Genomic DNA, 18,558 nt, shown 5'->3' with positions numbered 1-18,558 from the left:
GGTGAGTGCATCAGGGTAAAACATCCGCAGGGATTAGCCTACTCGTTTCACATCACCCACCAGCAGGATGTAGGAGAGTGCCCCGATCAGCGCCACGGCAGAAATATAGACCAGCGCCGGGCCGAAGCCGTAGTCCTGCGCCAGGTAGCCGATGACCAGCGGTACGGTGATCCCACCCAGCCCACCGACAAAGTTGAACACGCCGCCGGTCAGGCCAATCAGCCGCATCGGCGCAAGGGACGACACCAGCGACCAGGTGATAGAGGCGAAACCGTTACCGAAGAACGCCACCGCCATCAGGGTCATAATCCACACCGGATCGTTGGTGTAGTTGGCACCCATGATGCAGGTTGAGATCAGCAAGCCGCAGATGATCGGCGTTTTACGCGCCACGCCCAGCGAGTAGCCTTTTTTCACCAGCTTATCGGCCAGCCAGCCGGAGAGCAGCACGCCGAAGAATGCCGCGAGAAACGGCACGGTGGTCATAAAGCCCGCCTTCAGCGCCGCGATCCCCTTCTCCTGGGTCAGGTAGTTCGGGAACCAGGTGAGGAAGAACCACAGCGTGGAGGTCACCGCGAACTGGCCCAGATAAACACCCACCAGCTTACGATGGAAGACCAGCTTCCAGTCCGCTTTGGTCAGCGGCTGGCGCGCCTCTTTTTTCACCGGCGCATCGCCGTCCACCAGGCCACCGCCGTCGCGGATGTAGTCCAGCTCGGCTTTGGTGATGCTTTTGGTCAGACGCGGCGGCTGGTAAACCTTGAACCAGATCAGCGACCAGATAATGCCAATCCCACCCGTGACGATGAATACCCAGTGCCAGCTCAGCAGCTCCTGGATCCAGATCAGCAGCGGTGTCAGGAACGCCAGGCCGACAAACTGCCCGGAGGTGTAAAAGCCAACGGCGGACGCGCGCTCGTGTTCCGGGAACCAGCTGGTCACCATGCGGTTGTTGGTGGGAAACGCGGGCGCTTCGAACACCCCGGTGATGGCGCGCAGGCCAATCAGCGACATCAGCCCGGTCGCGAAGCCCTGGAACAGGGTCGCCACTGACCAGCCGAAAATGGCAATGAAATAGGTCAGACGTGAACCCACGCGGTCAAGGAACCAGCCGCCCGGGATCTGACATAAAGTATACAGCCAGGCAAACGCCGAAAAGACGTAGCCCATTTCCGCTTTGGTGATGCCAAACTCTTCCTGGATATGGGCCGATGCCACGGCAAGGTTGGCGCGGTCGACATAGCAAATGACCACGGTAATAAAGATCATAATCAGCGTCAGGTAGCGGCGACGCCCGGTTTTTGTAGCGGTAACTGGAATATCCATCGCAATCTGTCTCCAGATTTTGGGCATAGCGAAGCCGCTCACCATGCCCTGTAATTTACAGAGGGTGTATTTGGTTTTTTTAATTAAAAACGTAAACAGAATGCGCTAAATAATTCGTGCTGGGGGAAGGCGGCAAGTTTTCGCATCCCCGGGAGCATACAAAAGTATGTGACCGGGGTAAGAAAACGCAGCCAACGCATCACCAGCGCGAAGTATGACGCGCATTTACCATTCGGCTACGCTGCCGTCCTCATGACGCCACAGCGGGTTACGCCAGTCTGGCGCATTTTTACTCAGCTCAATGACTTTGGCTTCGTCAATTTCTACGCCAAGGCCCGGCTTCGTTAACGGTTTAAAGAAACCGCCTTCCATGCAGAAGTCTTCTTTATTTTTCACAAAATCGAGCAGTTCCGCGCCCTTGTTATAGTGAATCCCCATGCTCTGTTCCTGGAACACCGCATTGCGGGAGACAAAGTCGACGTGCAAACAGGCAGCCAGCGCGATCGGGCCAAGCGGGCAGTGCGGCGCCAGCGCCACATCGTAAGCCTCTGCCATCCCGGCAATTTTATAGCATTCGGTGATGCCGCCCGCGTGAGAGAGGTCCGGCTGCAGAATGGCAATGCCGCCCGCTTCGAGCACGCGTTTAAACTCGAAGCGCGAGAACATACGTTCACCCGCCGCGATAGGGATGTGGGTCTGTTCAGCCAGTTTCGGGTAGTACTCGGCCTGCTCGGCCAGCACCGGCTCTTCGATAAACAGCGGACGATACGGCTCCAGCTCTTTGATCAGAACTTTGGCCATCGGCGCGCTGACGCGGCCGTGGAAATCCAGGCCAAACTCAATCTCGTTGCCGAAGGCTTCACGGATTTGCGCCACGGTATTCACCGCCCGGTCTACCGCGCGCGAGTTGTCGATAATGCCCATCTCTTCGCAGCCGTTGAGCTTGAAAGTGTCGAAGCCGATGTTGCGCAGCTGCGTGATGCCATCAATCACTTCCGCAGGACGGTCACCGCCGACCCAGCTGTAGGCTTTGATTTTGTCGCGCACCAGGCCGCCCATCAATTGCCAGACCGGCGCGTTCAGCACTTTGCCTTTGATATCCCACAGCGCCTGGTCGATGCCGGCGATGGCGCTCATCAGGATCGGCCCTCCGCGGTAGAAGCCCGCGCGGTACATCACCTGCCAAAGGTCGTTAATGCGCGCCGGATCCTGACCAATCAGGTATTCACCCAGCTCGTGCACCGCCGCTTCTACGGTACGCGCCCGCCCTTCAATCACCGGTTCGCCCCAGCCCACAACCCCTTCATCGGTTTCGATTTTCAGGAACATCCAGCGCGGGGGTAAACGGTACGTGGTGAGTTTGGTTATTTTCATTTCACTGCCTCTCGATACGCTTTCACAAATGCTGCCGCCTGCTGTGCGGTACGTTCAACGGACTGTCCGGCACGATAAAGATCGCTGCCCAGCCCTGCGCCCACACAGCCAGCGCTCATCCACTGGCCCAGGTTTTCTGGCGTTACGCCGCCCACGGCAAAGACCGGCACGCTGGCGGGCAATACCGCTTTCAGCGCTTTGATGTAGTCCGGACCAAAAGCCGATGACGGGAAAATTTTGAGCGACTGTGCGCCTGCTTCGAGAGCAGTAAAGGCCTCCGTGGCGGTGGCGCAGCCCGGGCAGACGGTCATGCCGTGCCCCACCGCGCGGCGGATCACCTCTGGCTGAATATTGGGCGTAACGATAAGCCTGCAGCCCATTTCCGCCAGCCGATCCACCTGCTCAGGCTGTAACACGGTGCCTGCGCCAATCAGCGCCCTATCGCCAAAGGCCTTCACCACGGCCGGAATGCTTTTTTCCCACTCCGGAGAGTTAAGCGGGATTTCCACCGCGTCGAACCCGGCGTCAATAACCGCGCCGACGTGGGCTAACGCCTCATCGGGCGTGATGCCGCGCAAAATCGCGATAAGGGGAAGATCAGTTTGCCACTGCATGAGCGATGCTCCTTATTCCTGCCTGAAATGCCGTGTCGCCGGATATCGTTAAAACATCACGCCCCACGGCGCGAAACGCCTGCTCGTAGCGCGACGTCAGCGATGCGCCTGCGACAATGGTGATGGCCTGCTCGTGCGCGATGAAATCACGCATGCTGGCAACCTCAGCGCCAATCAGCAGGCCGGAAAGAAACTCGCTGACCTGCTCGCGCGGGAGATTTCCCAGCACGTGCGAGGCGCGAACCTCAAAAAGGTGCGGCAAAACATCAGGAGAAGCGATCCCACGTTCAAGCCCGGCAGCAAACGCCTCTGCCGAGGCTTCCTGGTCAGGTAAACCGGCCCCAACCAGCGAATGGTTGAGCAGCAAATGGTGCAGCTCGCCGGTCATCACGGTGCGAAAGTCGTGGATTTGCTCAGCGTCAGCCTGGACCCACTTGCAGTGCGTGCCGGGCATGACGTAGACAGAAGAAGGAGAGAGAGCGCTCGCGCCAAGCAGCTGCGTCTCTTCGCCGCGCATCACGTTGCGGTTATCGTCGCGAGAAACGCACAAGCCGGGAATAATCCAGATATTGTCGCCAACGGACGTTAACTGCTCGCCAATAGCGGAGAAATGGGCGGGGACCGGCAGATAAGGTGCAATTTTCCAGCCTACGTTACTGCCCACCATTCCCGCCATTACCACCGGCGTGGCGCTATCGCGCCAGTTTTGTGTGACCTCTGCTAACACCGCCTCGGGGGATTTACCGTTCAGGCGCGTCACGCCTGCTTCTGATTGCCTGCTCTCCAGGCACTGCTCGCCCTGGTATAGCCAGGCGCGCAGATTGGTCGATCCCCAGTCAATTGCGATGTAGCGAGATGTCATGTGATTTCCTTCAGCCTTCGTGTCGAGCTGGCAATCATTGTAAGCGCCGCCTGCTCTGCCGCATCGCCGTCCTGATGCCTTATCGCATCGAACAGCGCTTTATGTTCCTGGAGCGTTTTCGGCATGTTGGCCTCATCGCCCATCCAGGTACGTTCAAATACTGCTCGCTGTAGCGAGCTGATCGCTACGCTAAGCTGCTGTAATACCGGGTTATGCACCGACTGCAGCACCGCCTCGTGGTAGCGAATATCTGCCTCGTTAAACGCCTCCCGGTTCTGGTTATTGGCGATCATGTCGTTTAAAGCCGACTCGATCTGGGCCAAATCGCCGGAAGTTGCGCGTTCCGCCGCCCAGCGGGCGATGGCCGGTTCAACCAGGTTTCGGACTTCGCTCATCGCGCCGATAAGCCGCGGGTCGTAGTCGTTTTCCAGCACCCACTGCAGCACGTCGGTATCGAGGTAGTTCCACTGGTTACGCGGGGCAACAAACGCGCCGCGATAGCGCTTCATTTCAATCAGCCGCTTCGCCATCAGCGAGCGGAATACTTCCCGGATGATGTTGCGCGAGGTTTCAAACTCCTCACACAGTTCGGCCTCTGCCGGCAGCGGCGAACCGGGAACGTATTTGCCACCCACAATCTGTGTGCCCAGCGTGATGACGATGCGATCGGTTTTATTGAGAGTCATGGAGAGTCCTTGTGCTCTGTATGTCCATCACTACTTTACCGCGACCGCTGAATTTCACCTCACTTTTGCAGTACAAACGTGAGGGAGTTCGTCTTTGCCATGGCTGTAATGTAGTACAATCATTTAATGTTGTACTACAATCAAGATCACAAAAAGAACAATTCAATAAATTCAGCGCAAAAAAAGCCCCGGTTGATAACCGAGGCTGATGATTAAAAATAAGCGTTACTGCAGCACAAACTTCTCGATCGCGTAAGCAACGCCGTCTTCCAGGTTGGATTTTGTCACGAAGTTGGCCACTTCTTTCACGGATGGAATGGCGTTATCCATCGCCACGCCCATACCGGCGAATTCGATCATCGCGATGTCATTTTCCTGGTCGCCCAGCGCCATGATCTCTTCCTGTTTAATACCCAGCGCATCGGCCAGTGATTTGACACCGGTGCCTTTATTGACGCGTTTATCGAGGATTTCGAGGAAGTACGGCGCACTTTTCAGCACGGTGTACTTCTCTTTTACCTCCGCCGGAATGCGCGCAATCGCTTTATCCAGGATCTCTGGCTCGTCGATCATCATCACTTTCAGGAACTGCGTCGCCGGGTCCATTTTCTCCGCTTCACAGAACACCAGCGGAATGGTCGCAACGTAGGATTCATGTACCGTGTAGTAGCTGATATCGCGGTTGGCGGTATAGAGCGTATTGCGATCGAGCGCGTGGAAGTGGGAACCCACTTCACGGGACAGTTTTTCCAGGAACAGATAGTCATCGTAGCTCAGCGCGGTTTGCGCAACCGTACTGCCGTCAGCGGCTTTCTGCACCAGCGCGCCGTTATAGGTGATGCAGTAGTCGCCCGGCTGATTCATGTGCAGCTCTTTCAGATAGCTGTGTACGCCCGCATACGGACGCCCCGTGGTCAGGACCACATTCACGCCCTTTGTGCGCGCCGCGGCGATCGCGTTTTTAACGGCTGGAGAGATAGTGTGATCTGGCAGCAGCAGCGTGCCGTCCATATCGATTGCGATGAGTTTGATAGCCATGAGTTCCCCGGAATAAATGAGTGCTGCCTCATGCTAACGCGATTAAGCACACAAAAATAGAGCTATATTGCGCAACAGGAATGCCCCTTTTACGCTGATTCCGGGGAACGAAGGCTTACTCGCGGGTGAGAACTATTTTACCGAACGCGCCGCGATCGAGGTGTTCAAACGCCTGTTCAAGCTCGTTAAAACGGTAGCGATGCTCTATCACCGGCTTCAGCCCCGTGACGTCAACTGCGCGGACAAAATCTTCCAGCGCCCGGCGGTGCCCCACGCCAATCCCCTGAATGACGGGTGATTTCAGCAGCAGTTCGCCAGCAGAGAGCGTAATCTCCGTCCCGGCCAGCACGCCAATGACGGAGATACGTCCGTGAACGGCAATGGCGCGCAGGGAATGCTTCAGGTTCTCTCCGCCTACGGTTTCAATAATATGGTCGATGCCGCGATCCTGCGTGAGCGCCAGCGTATTTTCCGCCCAGTCGCCTTTCAGACGGTTGATGCCCTGGCTGGCTCCCAGCTTTTTGGCCAGCGCCAGTTTTTCATCACTCCCCGAGGTGACAAACACCTCCGCGCCGTGCGCTTTTGCGATTTGCAGGGCGAATATCGCCACGCCGCCCGTGCCCTGCACCAGCACCGATTGACCGGCGCGCAGCTGGCCACGTTCCACCAGCGCAAACCAGGCGGTAAGCCCTGCGCAGGGTAAGGTGCTGGCCTCGGCGTCATCCAGAGTCTCCGGGGAGGCCACCAGCGCGCCTTCATTCACAATCACATACTCGGACAGCATGCCCTGAAAGTATCCGCCGGACGTTTTATAGGGCAGATTGCGCGCGTCCGCCTGCGGCTTACCGTCGATCCACTCAGGGAAGAAGGTTGAGATGACGCGCGCGCCGGGCTGGAAGCGCGTAACGCCTTCACCAATGCTGTCCACCACGCCCGCCATGTCAGATGCCGGGGTAAACGGGAAGGAAAGCGGAATCGGCATTGTGCCTTCAACAACCATTTTATCGCGATAGTTAAGCGCAACGGCATTCACCCGCACGCGCACTTCACCCGGGCCCGGCTGTGGGACGGGCGTCTGAGTCAGCTTGAGGTTCTCGCGCCCGAGGGCATCCATGGACCAGCGTTGCATTGTCTCTGTCATTTAATTTCTCCTGCCATCAGATGAGCTTTAGTCCTGACAGTCTACCGTTGACTAAAGGTCGCCAGTGGCGATAAGTTTTCTCTTTATTGACGCCATAACAGATACAATCCATGACCGATACGCTGAAGGATATTCCTGTTTTTGTGGCCGCCGTTGAGGCGGGAAGTTTTGCGCAGGCCGCCATTCGTCTGCATTTGTCACGCTCGGCGGTCGGAAAAAGCATCGCTCGCCTTGAACAACGGCTGGGGGTACGTCTTTTTCAGCGCACCACCCGCAGCCAAAGTCTGACCGATAACGGCGCCCTTTTTTATGAACGCTGCCTGCGTGCGCTGGAGGAGATTCGGAGTGCGGAATCGCTGCTTGAGACGGGGAAACAGCAGGTCAGCGGTCGCCTGCGCATTTCCATGCCGGTGCTGTTTGGCCGCCAGTGTGTCGCCCCGCTGCTGATAGCGCTGGCTCAGGAACACCCCGGGCTTGAGCTGGAAATGTCATTCAGCGACCGCGTGGTGGATCTGGTCGAGGAAGGGTTTGATATGGCGGTGCGTAACGGCACGCTTCAGGACAGCAGCGTGCTGGTCGCCAGAAAGCTGGGAGAACACCGCATGGTGCTGTGCGCCGCGCCGGAGTATCTGCTGAAGAAAGGCCAGCCACAAAGCGTTAATGATTTATCCCAGCATACGGCCATTAACTATTTGAGCGCAGGCAGAGTGTTGTCCTGGCAGCTGATGGATAACGAAGGAACGTCGCACACCTTTACGCCCCGATCGTCGCTCAATATGGATGATTTGCAGGCGATCTGCGACGCTGCGCTGGCCGGACACGGCATTGCATGGCTGCCCTGCTGGATGGTCGTCAAAGATATTCACCAGGGTAAACTCGTCCCGCTCTTAAAGCAGGCACCGGATGTGCATTTCAACGTTCATGCCGTGTGGCAGCAGACGCCGCATCTGCCGCTGAGGGTAAGAATAGCGATAGATACGCTGGCGAGCCGTTTACCGTCAGTGATGTCGCTGGATATGCCTGCGCCCACAAAAAAGCCGCGCTAAAAGCGCGGCCAGTTATCGTGCGGTATAACGACGATTAAATATCGATATTTGCCGCTTTCAGGGCGTTCTCTTCGATGAAGGCACGACGTGGTTCAACCGCATCGCCCATCAGGGTCGTGAACAGCTGGTCTGCAGCAATCGCATCTTTAACGGTGACGCGCAGCATGCGGCGGCTTTCCGGATCCATGGTAGTTTCCCACAGCTGCTCCGGGTTCATTTCACCCAGACCTTTGTAGCGCTGGATCGCAAGACCACGACGAGACTCTTTCACCAGCCAGTCCAGCGCCTGCTCGAAGCTGGCTACAGGCTGACGACGTTCGCCACGTTCGATGAACGCATCGTCTTCGATCAGGCCACGCAGCGTCTCGCCAAGCGTGCAGATGCGGCGGTATTCCGGACCGGTCACAAACTCGTGCTCCAGCGGATAGTCGGTGTCAACGCCGTGGGTACGCACGCGAATAATAGGCTCGAACTGCTTATCAGCGTTCTGCTGGATATCGCATTTCCACATGCTGCCGTGCTGCTCTTTCTCGTTGAGATCGGTCACCAGGGCGTTCACCCAGCGGGTTACGGTCTGCTCGTCGCTCAGATCGGCTTCGGTCAGGGTTGGCTGATAAACCAGCTCCTTCAGCAGCGTTTTCGGATAGCGGCGTTCCATACGCGTGATCATTTTCTGCGTCGCGTTGAACTCGGACACCAGACGCTCCAGCGGCTCGCCGGCCAGTGCAGGGGCGTGCGAGTTCGCATGCAGGGTTGCGCCATCAAGGGCGATTGCGATTTGGTACTGATCCATCGCTTCGTCGTCTTTAATGTACTGTTCCTGCTTGCCTTTCTTCACCTTGTACAGCGGCGGCTGTGCAATGTAGACGTGGCCACGCTCAACGATTTCAGGCATCTGACGATAGAAGAAGGTCAACAGCAGCGTACGAATGTGCGAGCCGTCGACGTCCGCATCGGTCATGATGATGATGCTGTGGTAGCGCAGTTTGTCCGGGTTATACTCATCACGGCCGATGCCGCAGCCCAGAGCGGTAATGAGCGTCGCCACTTCCTGAGAAGAGAGCATCTTGTCGAAGCGCGCCTTCTCAACGTTAAGGATTTTACCCTTCAGCGGCAGGATAGCCTGGTTCTTACGGTTACGGCCCTGCTTCGCAGAACCGCCCGCGGAGTCCCCTTCCACGAGGTACAGTTCGGACAGCGCCGGGTCGCGTTCCTGGCAGTCAGCCAGTTTGCCCGGCAGGCCTGCTAAGTCCAGCGCGCCTTTACGACGGGTCATTTCACGGGCTTTACGCGCCGCTTCACGGGCACGCGCCGCATCAATAATTTTACCCACCACGATTTTCGCGTCGGACGGGTTTTCCAGCAGGTATTCGCTCAGCAGTTCGTTCATCTGCTGTTCAACCGCCGATTTCACCTCGGAAGAGACCAGCTTGTCTTTGGTCTGTGAGGAGAACTTCGGATCCGGCACCTTCACGGAGACAACGGCAATCAGGCCTTCACGGGCGTCATCACCGGTGGCACTGACTTTTGCTTTTTTGCTGTAGCCTTCTTTGTCCATGTAGGCGTTCAGGGTACGGGTCATCGCCGCACGGAAGCCTGCAAGGTGCGTACCGCCGTCACGCTGTGGAATGTTGTTGGTGAAGCAGTAAATGTTTTCCTGGAAACCGTCGTTCCACTGCAGCGCCACTTCCACGCCGATACCGTCTTTTTCGGTGGAGAAATAGAAGATATTCGGGTGAATAGGCGTTTTGTTCTTGTTCAGATACTCAACGAACGCCTTGATACCGCCTTCGTAGTGGAAGTGGTCTTCTTTGCCGTCACGCTTGTCGCGCAGGCGGATAGAGACGCCGGAGTTCAGGAACGACAGTTCACGCAGGCGTTTCGCCAGGATGTCGTACTCGAATTCGGTGACGTTGGTGAAGGTTTCGAGGCTCGGCCAGAAACGCACCATGGTACCGGTTTTGTCGGTATCGCCAGTAACGGCCAGCGGTGCCTGCGGCACGCCGTGCGTATAGAGCTGACGGTGGATCTTGCCTTCGCGCTGGATAACCAGCTCCAGCTTCTGCGACAGGGCGTTAACCACGGAGACGCCTACGCCGTGCAGGCCGCCGGAAACTTTATAGGAGTTATCGTCGAACTTACCGCCTGCGTGCAGCACGGTCATGATCACTTCCGCGGCAGAGACGCCCTCTTCCGGGTGAATACCGGTTGGGATGCCACGACCATCATCGGTGACGGAGACGGAGTTATCCGCATGGATGGTGACCACGATGTCTTTACAGTGACCCGCGAGCGCTTCGTCGATAGCGTTATCTACCACCTCGAATACCATGTGGTGCAGACCGGTGCCGTCATCCGTGTCGCCGATATACATACCCGGGCGCTTACGCACCGCATCCAGCCCTTTCAGGACTTTGATACTGGAGGAGTCATAAGAATTCGACATCAACGTTTCTCGCTCATTTCAACTTGGGTTAATCCGTTATTTTACCCTTTTCCACGGTAAACATCTTCGAATTTTCGTCCGACATGTCTATAACGTGTTCAGCGCTAATGGCGCTGACGAAAACCTGCGACTGCGTGGCTTTTAAGCGGCTGGCAAGCAGCCCGCGCCGCGCGTCGTCAAGTTCCGAGGCAAAATCATCTATCAGGTACAGGCAGCGTCTTCCGCTCTCACGGGTGAGAAACTCTCCCTGTGCCAGGCGCAGCGCACACATCAGAAGCTTGAGCTGCCCGCGCGACAGCGTGTCTTCCACCGGTGCACCGTCGGCACGAATGCGGAAATCCGCCTTGTGAGGGCCGTGTGCGGTGTAGGTCAACATGCGATCGCGCTCGAAGCTTCTCTCTAACACCTCGGCATAATCCGTCTCTTTCTCCCAGCCGCGCTGGAAGGAGAAGGTGAGAGAGAACTCGGGTAAAAACTGTTTGCAGGTGTCGGCCATGTCTTCGGCGATACCTGCGCTGTATTCGGCACGCCAGTTGCTGATTTGTTCCGCGAGAGGGATTAACTCCATGTCCCACGGACGCAGCTGGGCGTAACGGGTAACCTGGCGCAGTGCAGCGTTACGCTGCTTGAGCAGACGCTTCAGGTTGCTCCAGGCGTTAAAGAAACCGGTTTCGTTGTGAAAGCATCCCCAGTCGAGGAATGCTCTTCTGTATTTGGGGCCGCCGTTGAGTAAAGTAAACCCCTCCGGCGTAATCAGCTGCATTGGCATCAGCAGCGCCAGCTCCGCCACTTTATGGCCGTCGGTGCCGTCGATGCGCACCTTGCTGTCGCCCTGCTTGTCTTTGGTCAGGCCGATGGCGGTTTCCCGCTCCGCCCCCTGCAAACGCCCGTGCAGGACAAAGGATTCCTGCTCGTGGCGAATGACGCGACCAATCTGCAAACTGCGAAACGCCCGACCGTGGCCGAGCGTATAGATGGCCTCAAGCACGCTGGTTTTGCCGCTGCCGTTTGCGCCAACCAGGAAGTTAAAGCCAGGGGATAAAGCGAGATCCGCGCTTTCGATATTGCGAAAGTCGCGGATCAACAGACGGGTGAGCGACATTACAGTCTCATTGGCATGACAACATAAGCAGCCGACTGTGATGCGGCATCTTCAATCTGTACGCTTGAAACGGAGTCGGTCAGCAGAATGCGCACGTTCTCGCACTTCAGCGCATTCAGCACATCCAGCACGTAGCTGACGTTAAAGCCGATTTCCATCTCGGTTCCGGCGTAGGTGACGTCCAGAATTTCTTCTGCCTCTTCCTGCTCCGGGTTGTTAGCGGTGATTTTGATCTGGTTTTCACTCACGTACAGGCGCACGCCGCGGAATTTCTCGTTTGAGAGAATGGCCGCACGGGCAAAGGCCTGCTTGAGGCTGTCGCAGCCTGCTTCCAGCGTTTTGTCCGGATTCTTCGGCAATACGCGGCGATAATCAGGGAAACGACCGTCAACCAGCTTCGAAGTGAAGACAAAATCGCCCACGTGTGCGCGGATATTGTTGCTGCCGATCTGCACGCGCAGCGGCGTGTCGCCGCCGTCGAGCATACGCATCAGCTCAATCACCCCTTTACGCGGCACGATCACCGAATGGTTTGGCAGCGCGTCGCCAATCGGCATAGAACAGACCGCCAGACGGTGGCCGTCGGTGGCTACGGTACGCAGCTCTTCACCTTCGGTTTCGAACAGCATGCCGTTTAAGTAGTAACGGACGTCCTGATGCGCCATGGAGAACTGCGTGGCTTCAATCAGACGCTTCATCGTCGCCTGCGGCAGGGTGAATTCAACTTCGCTCTGCCAGTCGTCCAGGTTCGGGAAGTCCGCAGCAGGCAGCGTGGAGAGCGAGAAACGGCTGCGGCCAGAGCGCACCAGCATACGGTCGCCTTCCAGCTGCACGGCGATTTCAGCGCCTTCCGGCAGCCCGCGGCAGATATCAAAGAATTTACGTGCCGGAACCGTGGTCGCGCCCGCGTCGTGCGGCTGCGTCAGCGTAACGCGCGCGATCATTTCCATTTCCAGATCTGTACCGGTCAGCGACAGCGTACCGTCCGCGACCTGAAGCAGCAGGTTTCCGAGAATAGGCAGCGTTGGGCGGCCACCTAATGGGCCACTCACCTGTTGCAGCGGTTTTAATAAATGTTCACGTTCAACGGTAAATTTCATAGCGTCACGATGATAATGTTCTGATTAGATTGGAAAAATCTTCTTTTATGTCGTGGCTTTCTTCGCGTAACTGCTCAATCTTGCGACAAGCGTGCAGCACGGTCGTATGGTCACGGCCACCAAACGCATCCCCGATTTCCGGCAGACTGTGGTTGGTTAACTCCTTAGCCAGCGCCATCGCCATCTGACGCGGACGCGCCACCGAGCGGGAACGACGTTTAGACAGTAAATCTGCCACTTTGATCTTGTAGTACTCAGCCACCGTCTTTTGAATATTGTCGATAGTGACCAGTTTTTCCTGCAATGCCAGCAAATCTCGCAGCGCTTCACGCACAAAATCGATGGTGATCGCACGACCGGTGAAGTTGGCATTGGCGATAACGCGGTTCAGCGCCCCTTCCAGCTCACGCACGTTGGAGCGCAGACGCTTGGCAATGAAGAACGCCACTTCGCCCGGCAGGCGAATGTCGTTTTCATCGGCTTTCTTCATCAGGATCGCGACGCGGGTTTCCAGCTCCGGTGGCTCGATCGCCACCGTCAGGCCCCAGCCGAAGCGGGATTTCAGACGATCTTCAACGCCGTTGATCTCTTTTGGGTAACGATCCGAGGTCAAAATGATCTGCTGATTGCCTTCCAGCAGGGCATTAAAGGTGTGGAAAAACTCTTCCTGCGATCGTTCTTTATTGGCAAAGAACTGGATGTCATCGATGAGCAGAGCGTCAACAGAACGATAGTAGCGTTTAAACTCTTCGATCGCATTGTTTTGCAGGGCTTTTACCATGTCCTGAACGAAGCGTTCGGAGTGCATATACACCACTTTGGCATTGGGCTTGCGCGCCATAATGCCGTTACCCACCGCATGCAGCAGGTGCGTTTTACCCAGACCCGTACCGCCATAAAGGAACAGCGGGTTGTAGGCCCCACCAGGGTTATCAGCAACCTGACGAGCCGCCGCGCGCGCCAGCTGGTTCGACTTACCTTCAACGAAGTTATCGAACGTGTGTTTCACGTTAACGTTAGAGCGGTAGGTTGGCTCAGCCGGTGCGGGGACATTATCCCAGCCCTGACGAGCGGGTGCGACGCGAGGGGCCGGAGCAGGCGCGGCCTGAGCAGGTGCTGCTACGTTCACGGTTTCACGAACGGTTTGGGTGACCGGCTTTGTGCCCACTTCAAAGCGCAGCTGCGGGGCATCAGACCCGCAGAAATCGTTCAGCAGTCCATTGATGTTATTAAGGTACTTGTCCCTTACCCAATCGAGCACAAAACGGTTTGGCGCATACAAAGCCAGCGTGTTATCGCTCAGTTCCGCCTGCAACGGGCGGATCCACATACTGAATTCTGTGGCTGGTAACTCATCCTGCAATCGGGCAAGACACTGCTGCCAAAGCGAAAGTGACACGGCGGACTCCACTCGAACAATAAAAGAAAACTATTGAATATTCATGATTGTTGGCGCACATCGACATGACCCTGTGTAAAGGGGGACGTGCGAATTGCTATCTGCAATTTATCCTGACCAGGATCCTGGGATCCCGATCGGGACCGCGGATCATAGCCTAAACTGAGCCAGAGATCTTCTGTTTCTCACAGATTCTTCCCGATTTATCCACAGGAAGATCCGGAACCGGATAAGTGTAAACGATCCTGGCGCCAGTGCCCCACGATTTAGTCCGCATATTGGAAAAATTAATGAGCACAGACAATTTATTGCTTAAATGATCTAACGAAGATCCGGGACGATCCTTGCGCTTTGTTGGCGAGGCCGTATAATCCTCGACCCGGCGCGTGATGCTCATCTTCCTGCGTCGTCCGTTGCTCATTTTCCACGCGAAAACGTGCGGAAATACGCGGGAAATAAGGAAAGAGAATTGACTCCGGAGTGTACAATTATTACAATCCGGCCTCTTTAATCACCCACGCTGAGGCGTTAGTCGTTCGAAACTCGTTCGGGTATACGCAAAAGTCAGTGAATTTATTCAAGTTTAGGTAGAAATCGCCATGAAACGCACTTTTCAACCGTCTGTACTGAAGCGCAACCGTTCTCACGGCTTCCGTGCTCGTATGGCTACTAAAAATGGTCGTCAGGTTCTGGCACGTCGTCGTGCTAAAGGCCGCGCTCGTCTGACCGTTTCCAAGTAATAAAGCTAACCCCTGAGTGGTTAAGCTAGCATTTCCCAGGGAGTTACGTTTGTTAACTCCCGCTCATTTCACTTTCGTCTTCCAGCAGCCACTACGGGCTGGCACGCCGCAAATCACCATCCTCGGCCGCCAAAATTCGCTGGGGCATCCCCGCATCGGTCTCACAGTCGCCAAGAAAAATGTTAAGCGTGCGCATGAACGCAATCGGATTAAACGTCTGACGCGTGAAAGCTTCCGTTTACGTCAGCACGAACTGCCTTCAATGGATTTCGTGGTGGTGGCGAAGAAAGGGGTTGCCGACCTCGATAACCGTGCTCTCTCGGAAGCGTTGGAAAAATTATGGCGCCGCCACTGTCGCCTGGCTCACGGGTCCTGATAGCCCTCATTCGGGTCTATCAACGCCTGATTAGTCCGCTACTCGGGCCGCACTGCCGTTTCACACCAACATGCTCAAGCTACGGAATTGAGGCATTGCGCAGGTTTGGAGTGATAAAAGGCAGTTGGTTGACAGTGAAACGCGTATTAAAATGCCACCCTTTACACCCCGGTGGAGACGACCCCGTCCCTCCAGGACCCTTTGATACCAGAGAACACTAACGATGGATTCGCAACGCAATCTTCTTATCATCGCTTTGTTGTTCGTGTCTTTCATGATCTGGCAGGCATGGGAGCAGGATAAAAATCCTCAACCCCAGCAGCAGACCACGCAGACTACGACCACCGCAGCGGGTAGCGCCGCCGACCAGGGCGTACCGGCCAGTGGCCAGGGGAAACAGATTACGGTTAAGACCGATGTGCTTGAGCTGACAATCAACACCCGTGGTGGTGATATTGAGCAGGCGCTGCTGTTGACCTACCCGAAAGAGCTGAAGTCTAACGAACCGTTCCAGTTACTGGAAACCACGCCTGAGTTTATCTACCAGGCGCAGAGCGGCCTGACCGGTCGTGATGGCCCGGATAACCCGGCTAACGGTGCGCGTCCACTGTATAACGTCGAGAGCGACACCTTTGTGCTGGCTGATGGTCAGAACGAACTCGCGATCCCGATGACGTACACCGACGCCGCAGGCAACACCTTCACTAAAACCTTCACCCTGAAGCGCGGTGAATATGCGGTGAACGTGGGCTACAGCGTACAGAACGCCAGTGCGAAACCGCTGGAACTGTCTACCTTTGGCCAGCTGAAGCAGTCCATCAATCTGCCGTCTCACCGTGACACCGGAAGCAGCAACTTTGCGCTGCATACCTTCCGTGGCGCGGCGTACTCCACGCCAGACGCGAAGTATGAGAAATACAAATTCGACACCATTGCCGATAACGAAAACCTGAACGTTAGTTCCAAAGGCGGTTGGGTTGCGATGCTGCAGCAGTATTTCGCTACGGCCTGGATCCCAAACAACGACGGTACGAATAACTTCTATACCGCGAACCTGGGCAACGGTCTTGCAGCCATCGGCTACAAATCTCAGCCGGTTCTGGTTCAGCCGGGTCAAACCGGTAAGATGGCAAGCACCCTGTGGGTCGGCCCGGAAATTCAGGACAAAATGGCCGCTGTTGCGCCGCACCTGGATCTGACCGTTGATTACGGTTGGTTGTGGTTCATCTCTCAGCCGCTGTTTAAGCTGCTGAAGTTCATCCACAGCTTCCTGGGTAACTGGGGCTTCTCCATCATCGTTATTACCTTCATCGTTCGTGGCATCATGTACCCGCTGACTAAAGCGCAGTACACCTCCATGGCGAAGATGCGTATGCTGCAGCCGAAGATTCAGGCTATGCGTGAGCGTCTGGGCGATGACAAACAGCGTCAGAGCCAGGAAATGATGGCCCTGTATAAAGCAGAGAAAGTAAACCCACTGGGTGGTTGCTTCCCGCTGCTGATTCAGATGCCAATCTTCCTTGCGCTGTACTACATGCTGATGGGTTCCGTTGAGCTGCGCCACGCGCCGTTCGCACTGTGGATCCATGACCTGTCCGCACAGGACCCGTACTACATCCTGCCGATCCTGATGGGCGTGACGATGTTCTTCATCCAGAAGATGTCGCCGACCACCGTGACCGACCCGATGCAGCAGAAGATCATGACCTTTATGCCGGTCATCTTCACCGTGTTCTTCCTGTGGTTCCCGTCAGGTCTGGTGCTGTACTATATCGTCAGCAACCTGGTGACCATCATCCAGCAGCAGCTGATTTACCGTGGTCTGGAAAAACGTGGCCTGCATAGCCGCGAAAAGAAAAAGTCCTGATTCGGTAAGTTAACGCTAAAATAAGGGCGGTCGATTGACCGCCTTTTTTATTTGTATTGAACGAGACCAACCATGAGCCATAACGACACTATCGTCGCCCAGGCAACCCCACCGGGACGCGGTGGTGTAGGCATTCTGCGTATCTCCGGCCTGAAGGCGCGCGAGGTGGCCGAAGCGGTGCTGGGTAAACTGCCAAAGCCGCGCTACGCTGATTACCTGCCGTTTAAAGATACCGACGGCACGCCGCTGGACCAGGGCATTGCGCTGTGGTTCCCCGGCCCGAACTCTTTCACCGGCGAAGACGTGCTGGAGCTGCAGGGCCACGGCGGCCCGGTTATCCTCGACCTGCTGTTAAAACGTATCCTGACCCTGCCGGGCCTGCGCATTGCGAAGCCGGGCGAGTTCTCTGAGCGTGCCTTCCTCAACGACAAGCTCGACCTGGCGCAGGCAGAAGCGATTGCAGACCTGATCGACGCCAGTTCTGAACAGGCGGCCCGCTCCGCCCTGAACTCGCTGCAGGGGGCATTCTCCGCCCGCGTAAATCACCTTGTGGAAGCACTCACTCACCTGCGGATCTACGTGGAAGCGGCTATCGACTTCCCGGACGAGGAGATTGACTTCCTCTCTGACGGTAAAATCGAAGCGCAGCTCAACCAGGTGATGGCCGATCTCGACGCCGTTCGCGCCGAAGCGCGCCAGGGCAGCCTGCTGCGCGAAGGGATGAAGGTGGTGATTGCCGGACGCCCTAACGCCGGGAAATCAAGCCTGCTGAACGCCCTGGCGGGCCGTGAAGCGGCAATCGTCACCGATATTGCCGGCACCACACGCGACGTGCTGCGCGAGCACATCCACATCGACGGCATGCCGCTGCATATCATTGATACCGCCGGCCTGCGCGATGCCAGCGACGAGGTTGAGCGCATCGGTATCGAACGTGCCTGGCAGGAGATCGAGCAGGCCGACCGCGTGCTGTTTATGGTGGACGGCACCACGACCGACGCCGTTGACCCGGCTGAGATCTGGCCAGACTTTATCGCCCGTCTTCCGGCCAAGCTGCCCATCACCGTGGTGCGTAACAAAGCGGACGTCACCGGCGAAACGCTGGGCATCAGCGATGTGAATGGTCACTCACTGATTCGCCTGTCGGCGCGTACCGGTGAAGGCGTTGACGACCTGCGTAACCATCTCAAGCAGAGCATGGGCTTTGATACCAGCATGGAAGGCGGCTTCCTGGCGCGTCGTCGTCACCTGCAGGCGCTGGAAGAGGCGGCAAACCACCTTGTTCAGGGTAAAGCGCAGCTGATCGGCGCGTGGGCGGGTGAACTGCTGGCGGAAGAGCTGCGTCTGGCGCAGCAGAATCTGAGCGAGATCACCGGGGAGTTTACGTCGGACGATCTGCTGGGACGGATTTTCTCGAGCTTCTGTATCGGTAAGTAAGGCC

Annotated in this window: 17 protein-coding genes; 6 read left to right on the top strand and 11 right to left on the bottom strand. The window is 56.6% G+C overall.

Going from position 1 to position 18,558, the window contains the following annotated elements:
* Positions 1-33: 33 nt before the first annotated feature.
* The 7 genes from WM95_RS00280 to WM95_RS00250 form a co-directional block, all read right to left on the bottom strand.
* Complete coding sequence (locus WM95_RS00280) at positions 34-1,371, bottom strand: MFS transporter (RefSeq protein ID WP_048702291.1); 1,338 nt, start codon at positions 1,369-1,371, stop codon at positions 34-36.
* Between the two features lie 180 nt (positions 1,372-1,551).
* Complete coding sequence (gene dgoD / locus WM95_RS00275; protein ID WP_023309812.1) at positions 1,552-2,700, bottom strand: galactonate dehydratase; 1,149 nt, start codon at positions 2,698-2,700, stop codon at positions 1,552-1,554.
* On the bottom strand, positions 2,697-3,314 hold the full coding sequence (locus tag WM95_RS00270) for a 2-dehydro-3-deoxy-6-phosphogalactonate aldolase (RefSeq protein WP_047743279.1): 618 nt from the start codon (positions 3,312-3,314) through the stop codon (positions 2,697-2,699). Before WM95_RS00270 ends, dgoD begins: the two co-directional genes overlap by 4 nt.
* Complete coding sequence (locus WM95_RS00265; RefSeq protein ID WP_088544605.1) at positions 3,298-4,176, bottom strand: 2-dehydro-3-deoxygalactonokinase; 879 nt, start codon at positions 4,174-4,176, stop codon at positions 3,298-3,300. The genes WM95_RS00270 and WM95_RS00265 overlap by 17 nt, the downstream gene beginning before the upstream one ends.
* Positions 4,173-4,862 (bottom strand): D-galactonate utilization transcriptional regulator DgoR, encoded by a 690-nt coding sequence (gene dgoR / locus WM95_RS00260; protein WP_003861109.1) that lies wholly within the window; start codon positions 4,860-4,862, stop codon positions 4,173-4,175. Before dgoR ends, WM95_RS00265 begins: the two co-directional genes overlap by 4 nt.
* Positions 4,863-5,087: 225 nt before the next feature.
* The gene (gene yidA / locus WM95_RS00255; protein ID WP_063409382.1) at positions 5,088-5,900 is read right to left on the bottom strand and encodes a sugar-phosphatase; all 813 of its coding nucleotides are present in this window, start codon (positions 5,898-5,900) and stop codon (positions 5,088-5,090) included.
* Between the two features lie 115 nt (positions 5,901-6,015).
* On the bottom strand, positions 6,016-7,041 hold the full coding sequence (locus tag WM95_RS00250; RefSeq protein ID WP_063409383.1) for a zinc-dependent alcohol dehydrogenase family protein: 1,026 nt from the start codon (positions 7,039-7,041) through the stop codon (positions 6,016-6,018).
* Positions 7,042-7,151: 110 nt separating this feature from the next.
* Here WM95_RS00250 and WM95_RS00245 point away from each other — a divergent pair, with 110 nt between their 5' ends.
* Positions 7,152-8,087, top strand: coding sequence for a LysR family transcriptional regulator (locus WM95_RS00245; RefSeq protein ID WP_063409384.1), 936 nt, complete (start codon positions 7,152-7,154; stop codon positions 8,085-8,087).
* Positions 8,088-8,121: 34 nt separating this feature from the next.
* On the opposite strand, the gene gyrB is transcribed toward WM95_RS00245, so the two are convergent.
* From gyrB to dnaA, 4 genes are read right to left on the bottom strand one after another with little or no spacing between them, the layout of a single operon-like run.
* Positions 8,122-10,533, bottom strand: coding sequence for a DNA topoisomerase (ATP-hydrolyzing) subunit B (gene gyrB / locus WM95_RS00240; RefSeq protein WP_023309806.1), 2,412 nt, complete (start codon positions 10,531-10,533; stop codon positions 8,122-8,124).
* Positions 10,534-10,561: 28 nt separating this feature from the next.
* Entirely contained in the window at positions 10,562-11,635 is a 1,074-nt protein-coding gene (recF, locus tag WM95_RS00235; protein ID WP_063409385.1) for a DNA replication/repair protein RecF, read from the bottom strand.
* Positions 11,635-12,735: a DNA polymerase III subunit beta gene (gene dnaN / locus WM95_RS00230; RefSeq protein WP_023309804.1), complete on the bottom strand. Its 1,101-nt coding sequence runs from the start codon at positions 12,733-12,735 to the stop codon at positions 11,635-11,637. Before dnaN ends, recF begins: the two co-directional genes overlap by 1 nt.
* A gap of 4 nt (positions 12,736-12,739) precedes the next feature.
* A complete protein-coding gene (gene dnaA / locus WM95_RS00225; RefSeq protein ID WP_010426558.1) occupies positions 12,740-14,134 on the bottom strand; it encodes a chromosomal replication initiator protein DnaA in 1,395 nt (464 codons plus the stop codon).
* Positions 14,135-14,733: 599 nt separating this feature from the next.
* On the opposite strand from dnaA, the gene rpmH reads away from it, so the two are divergent.
* The 5 genes from rpmH to mnmE all read left to right on the top strand — a co-directional run bounded on the left by rpmH (position 14,734) and on the right by mnmE (position 18,554).
* Positions 14,734-14,874: a 50S ribosomal protein L34 gene (gene rpmH, locus WM95_RS00215; RefSeq protein ID WP_000831330.1), complete on the top strand. Its 141-nt coding sequence runs from the start codon at positions 14,734-14,736 to the stop codon at positions 14,872-14,874.
* Positions 14,875-14,890: 16 nt separating this feature from the next.
* Entirely contained in the window at positions 14,891-15,250 is a 360-nt protein-coding gene (rnpA, locus tag WM95_RS00210; RefSeq protein ID WP_032640303.1) for a ribonuclease P protein component, read from the top strand.
* Positions 15,214-15,471: a membrane protein insertion efficiency factor YidD gene (gene yidD / locus WM95_RS00205; protein ID WP_001307474.1), complete on the top strand. Its 258-nt coding sequence runs from the start codon at positions 15,214-15,216 to the stop codon at positions 15,469-15,471. The genes rnpA and yidD overlap by 37 nt, the downstream gene beginning before the upstream one ends.
* A 2-nt stretch (positions 15,472-15,473) precedes the next feature.
* Positions 15,474-17,117 carry a membrane protein insertase YidC gene (gene yidC, locus WM95_RS00200; protein ID WP_059445898.1) on the top strand — a complete coding sequence of 548 codons (1,644 nt, stop codon included), beginning with the start codon at positions 15,474-15,476 and terminating at the stop codon, positions 17,115-17,117.
* A 72-nt stretch (positions 17,118-17,189) separates the two neighbouring features.
* Complete coding sequence (mnmE, locus tag WM95_RS00195; RefSeq protein ID WP_021242672.1) at positions 17,190-18,554, top strand: tRNA uridine-5-carboxymethylaminomethyl(34) synthesis GTPase MnmE; 1,365 nt, start codon at positions 17,190-17,192, stop codon at positions 18,552-18,554.
* The last annotated feature ends 4 nt before the right edge of the window (positions 18,555-18,558 follow it).

Source organism: Enterobacter cloacae complex sp. ECNIH7 (genome assembly GCF_002208095.1).
GTDB classification, from domain to species: Bacteria; Pseudomonadota; Gammaproteobacteria; order Enterobacterales; family Enterobacteriaceae; genus Enterobacter; species Enterobacter cloacae_M.
This window is presented reverse-complemented; position numbering and strand designations above follow the sequence as displayed.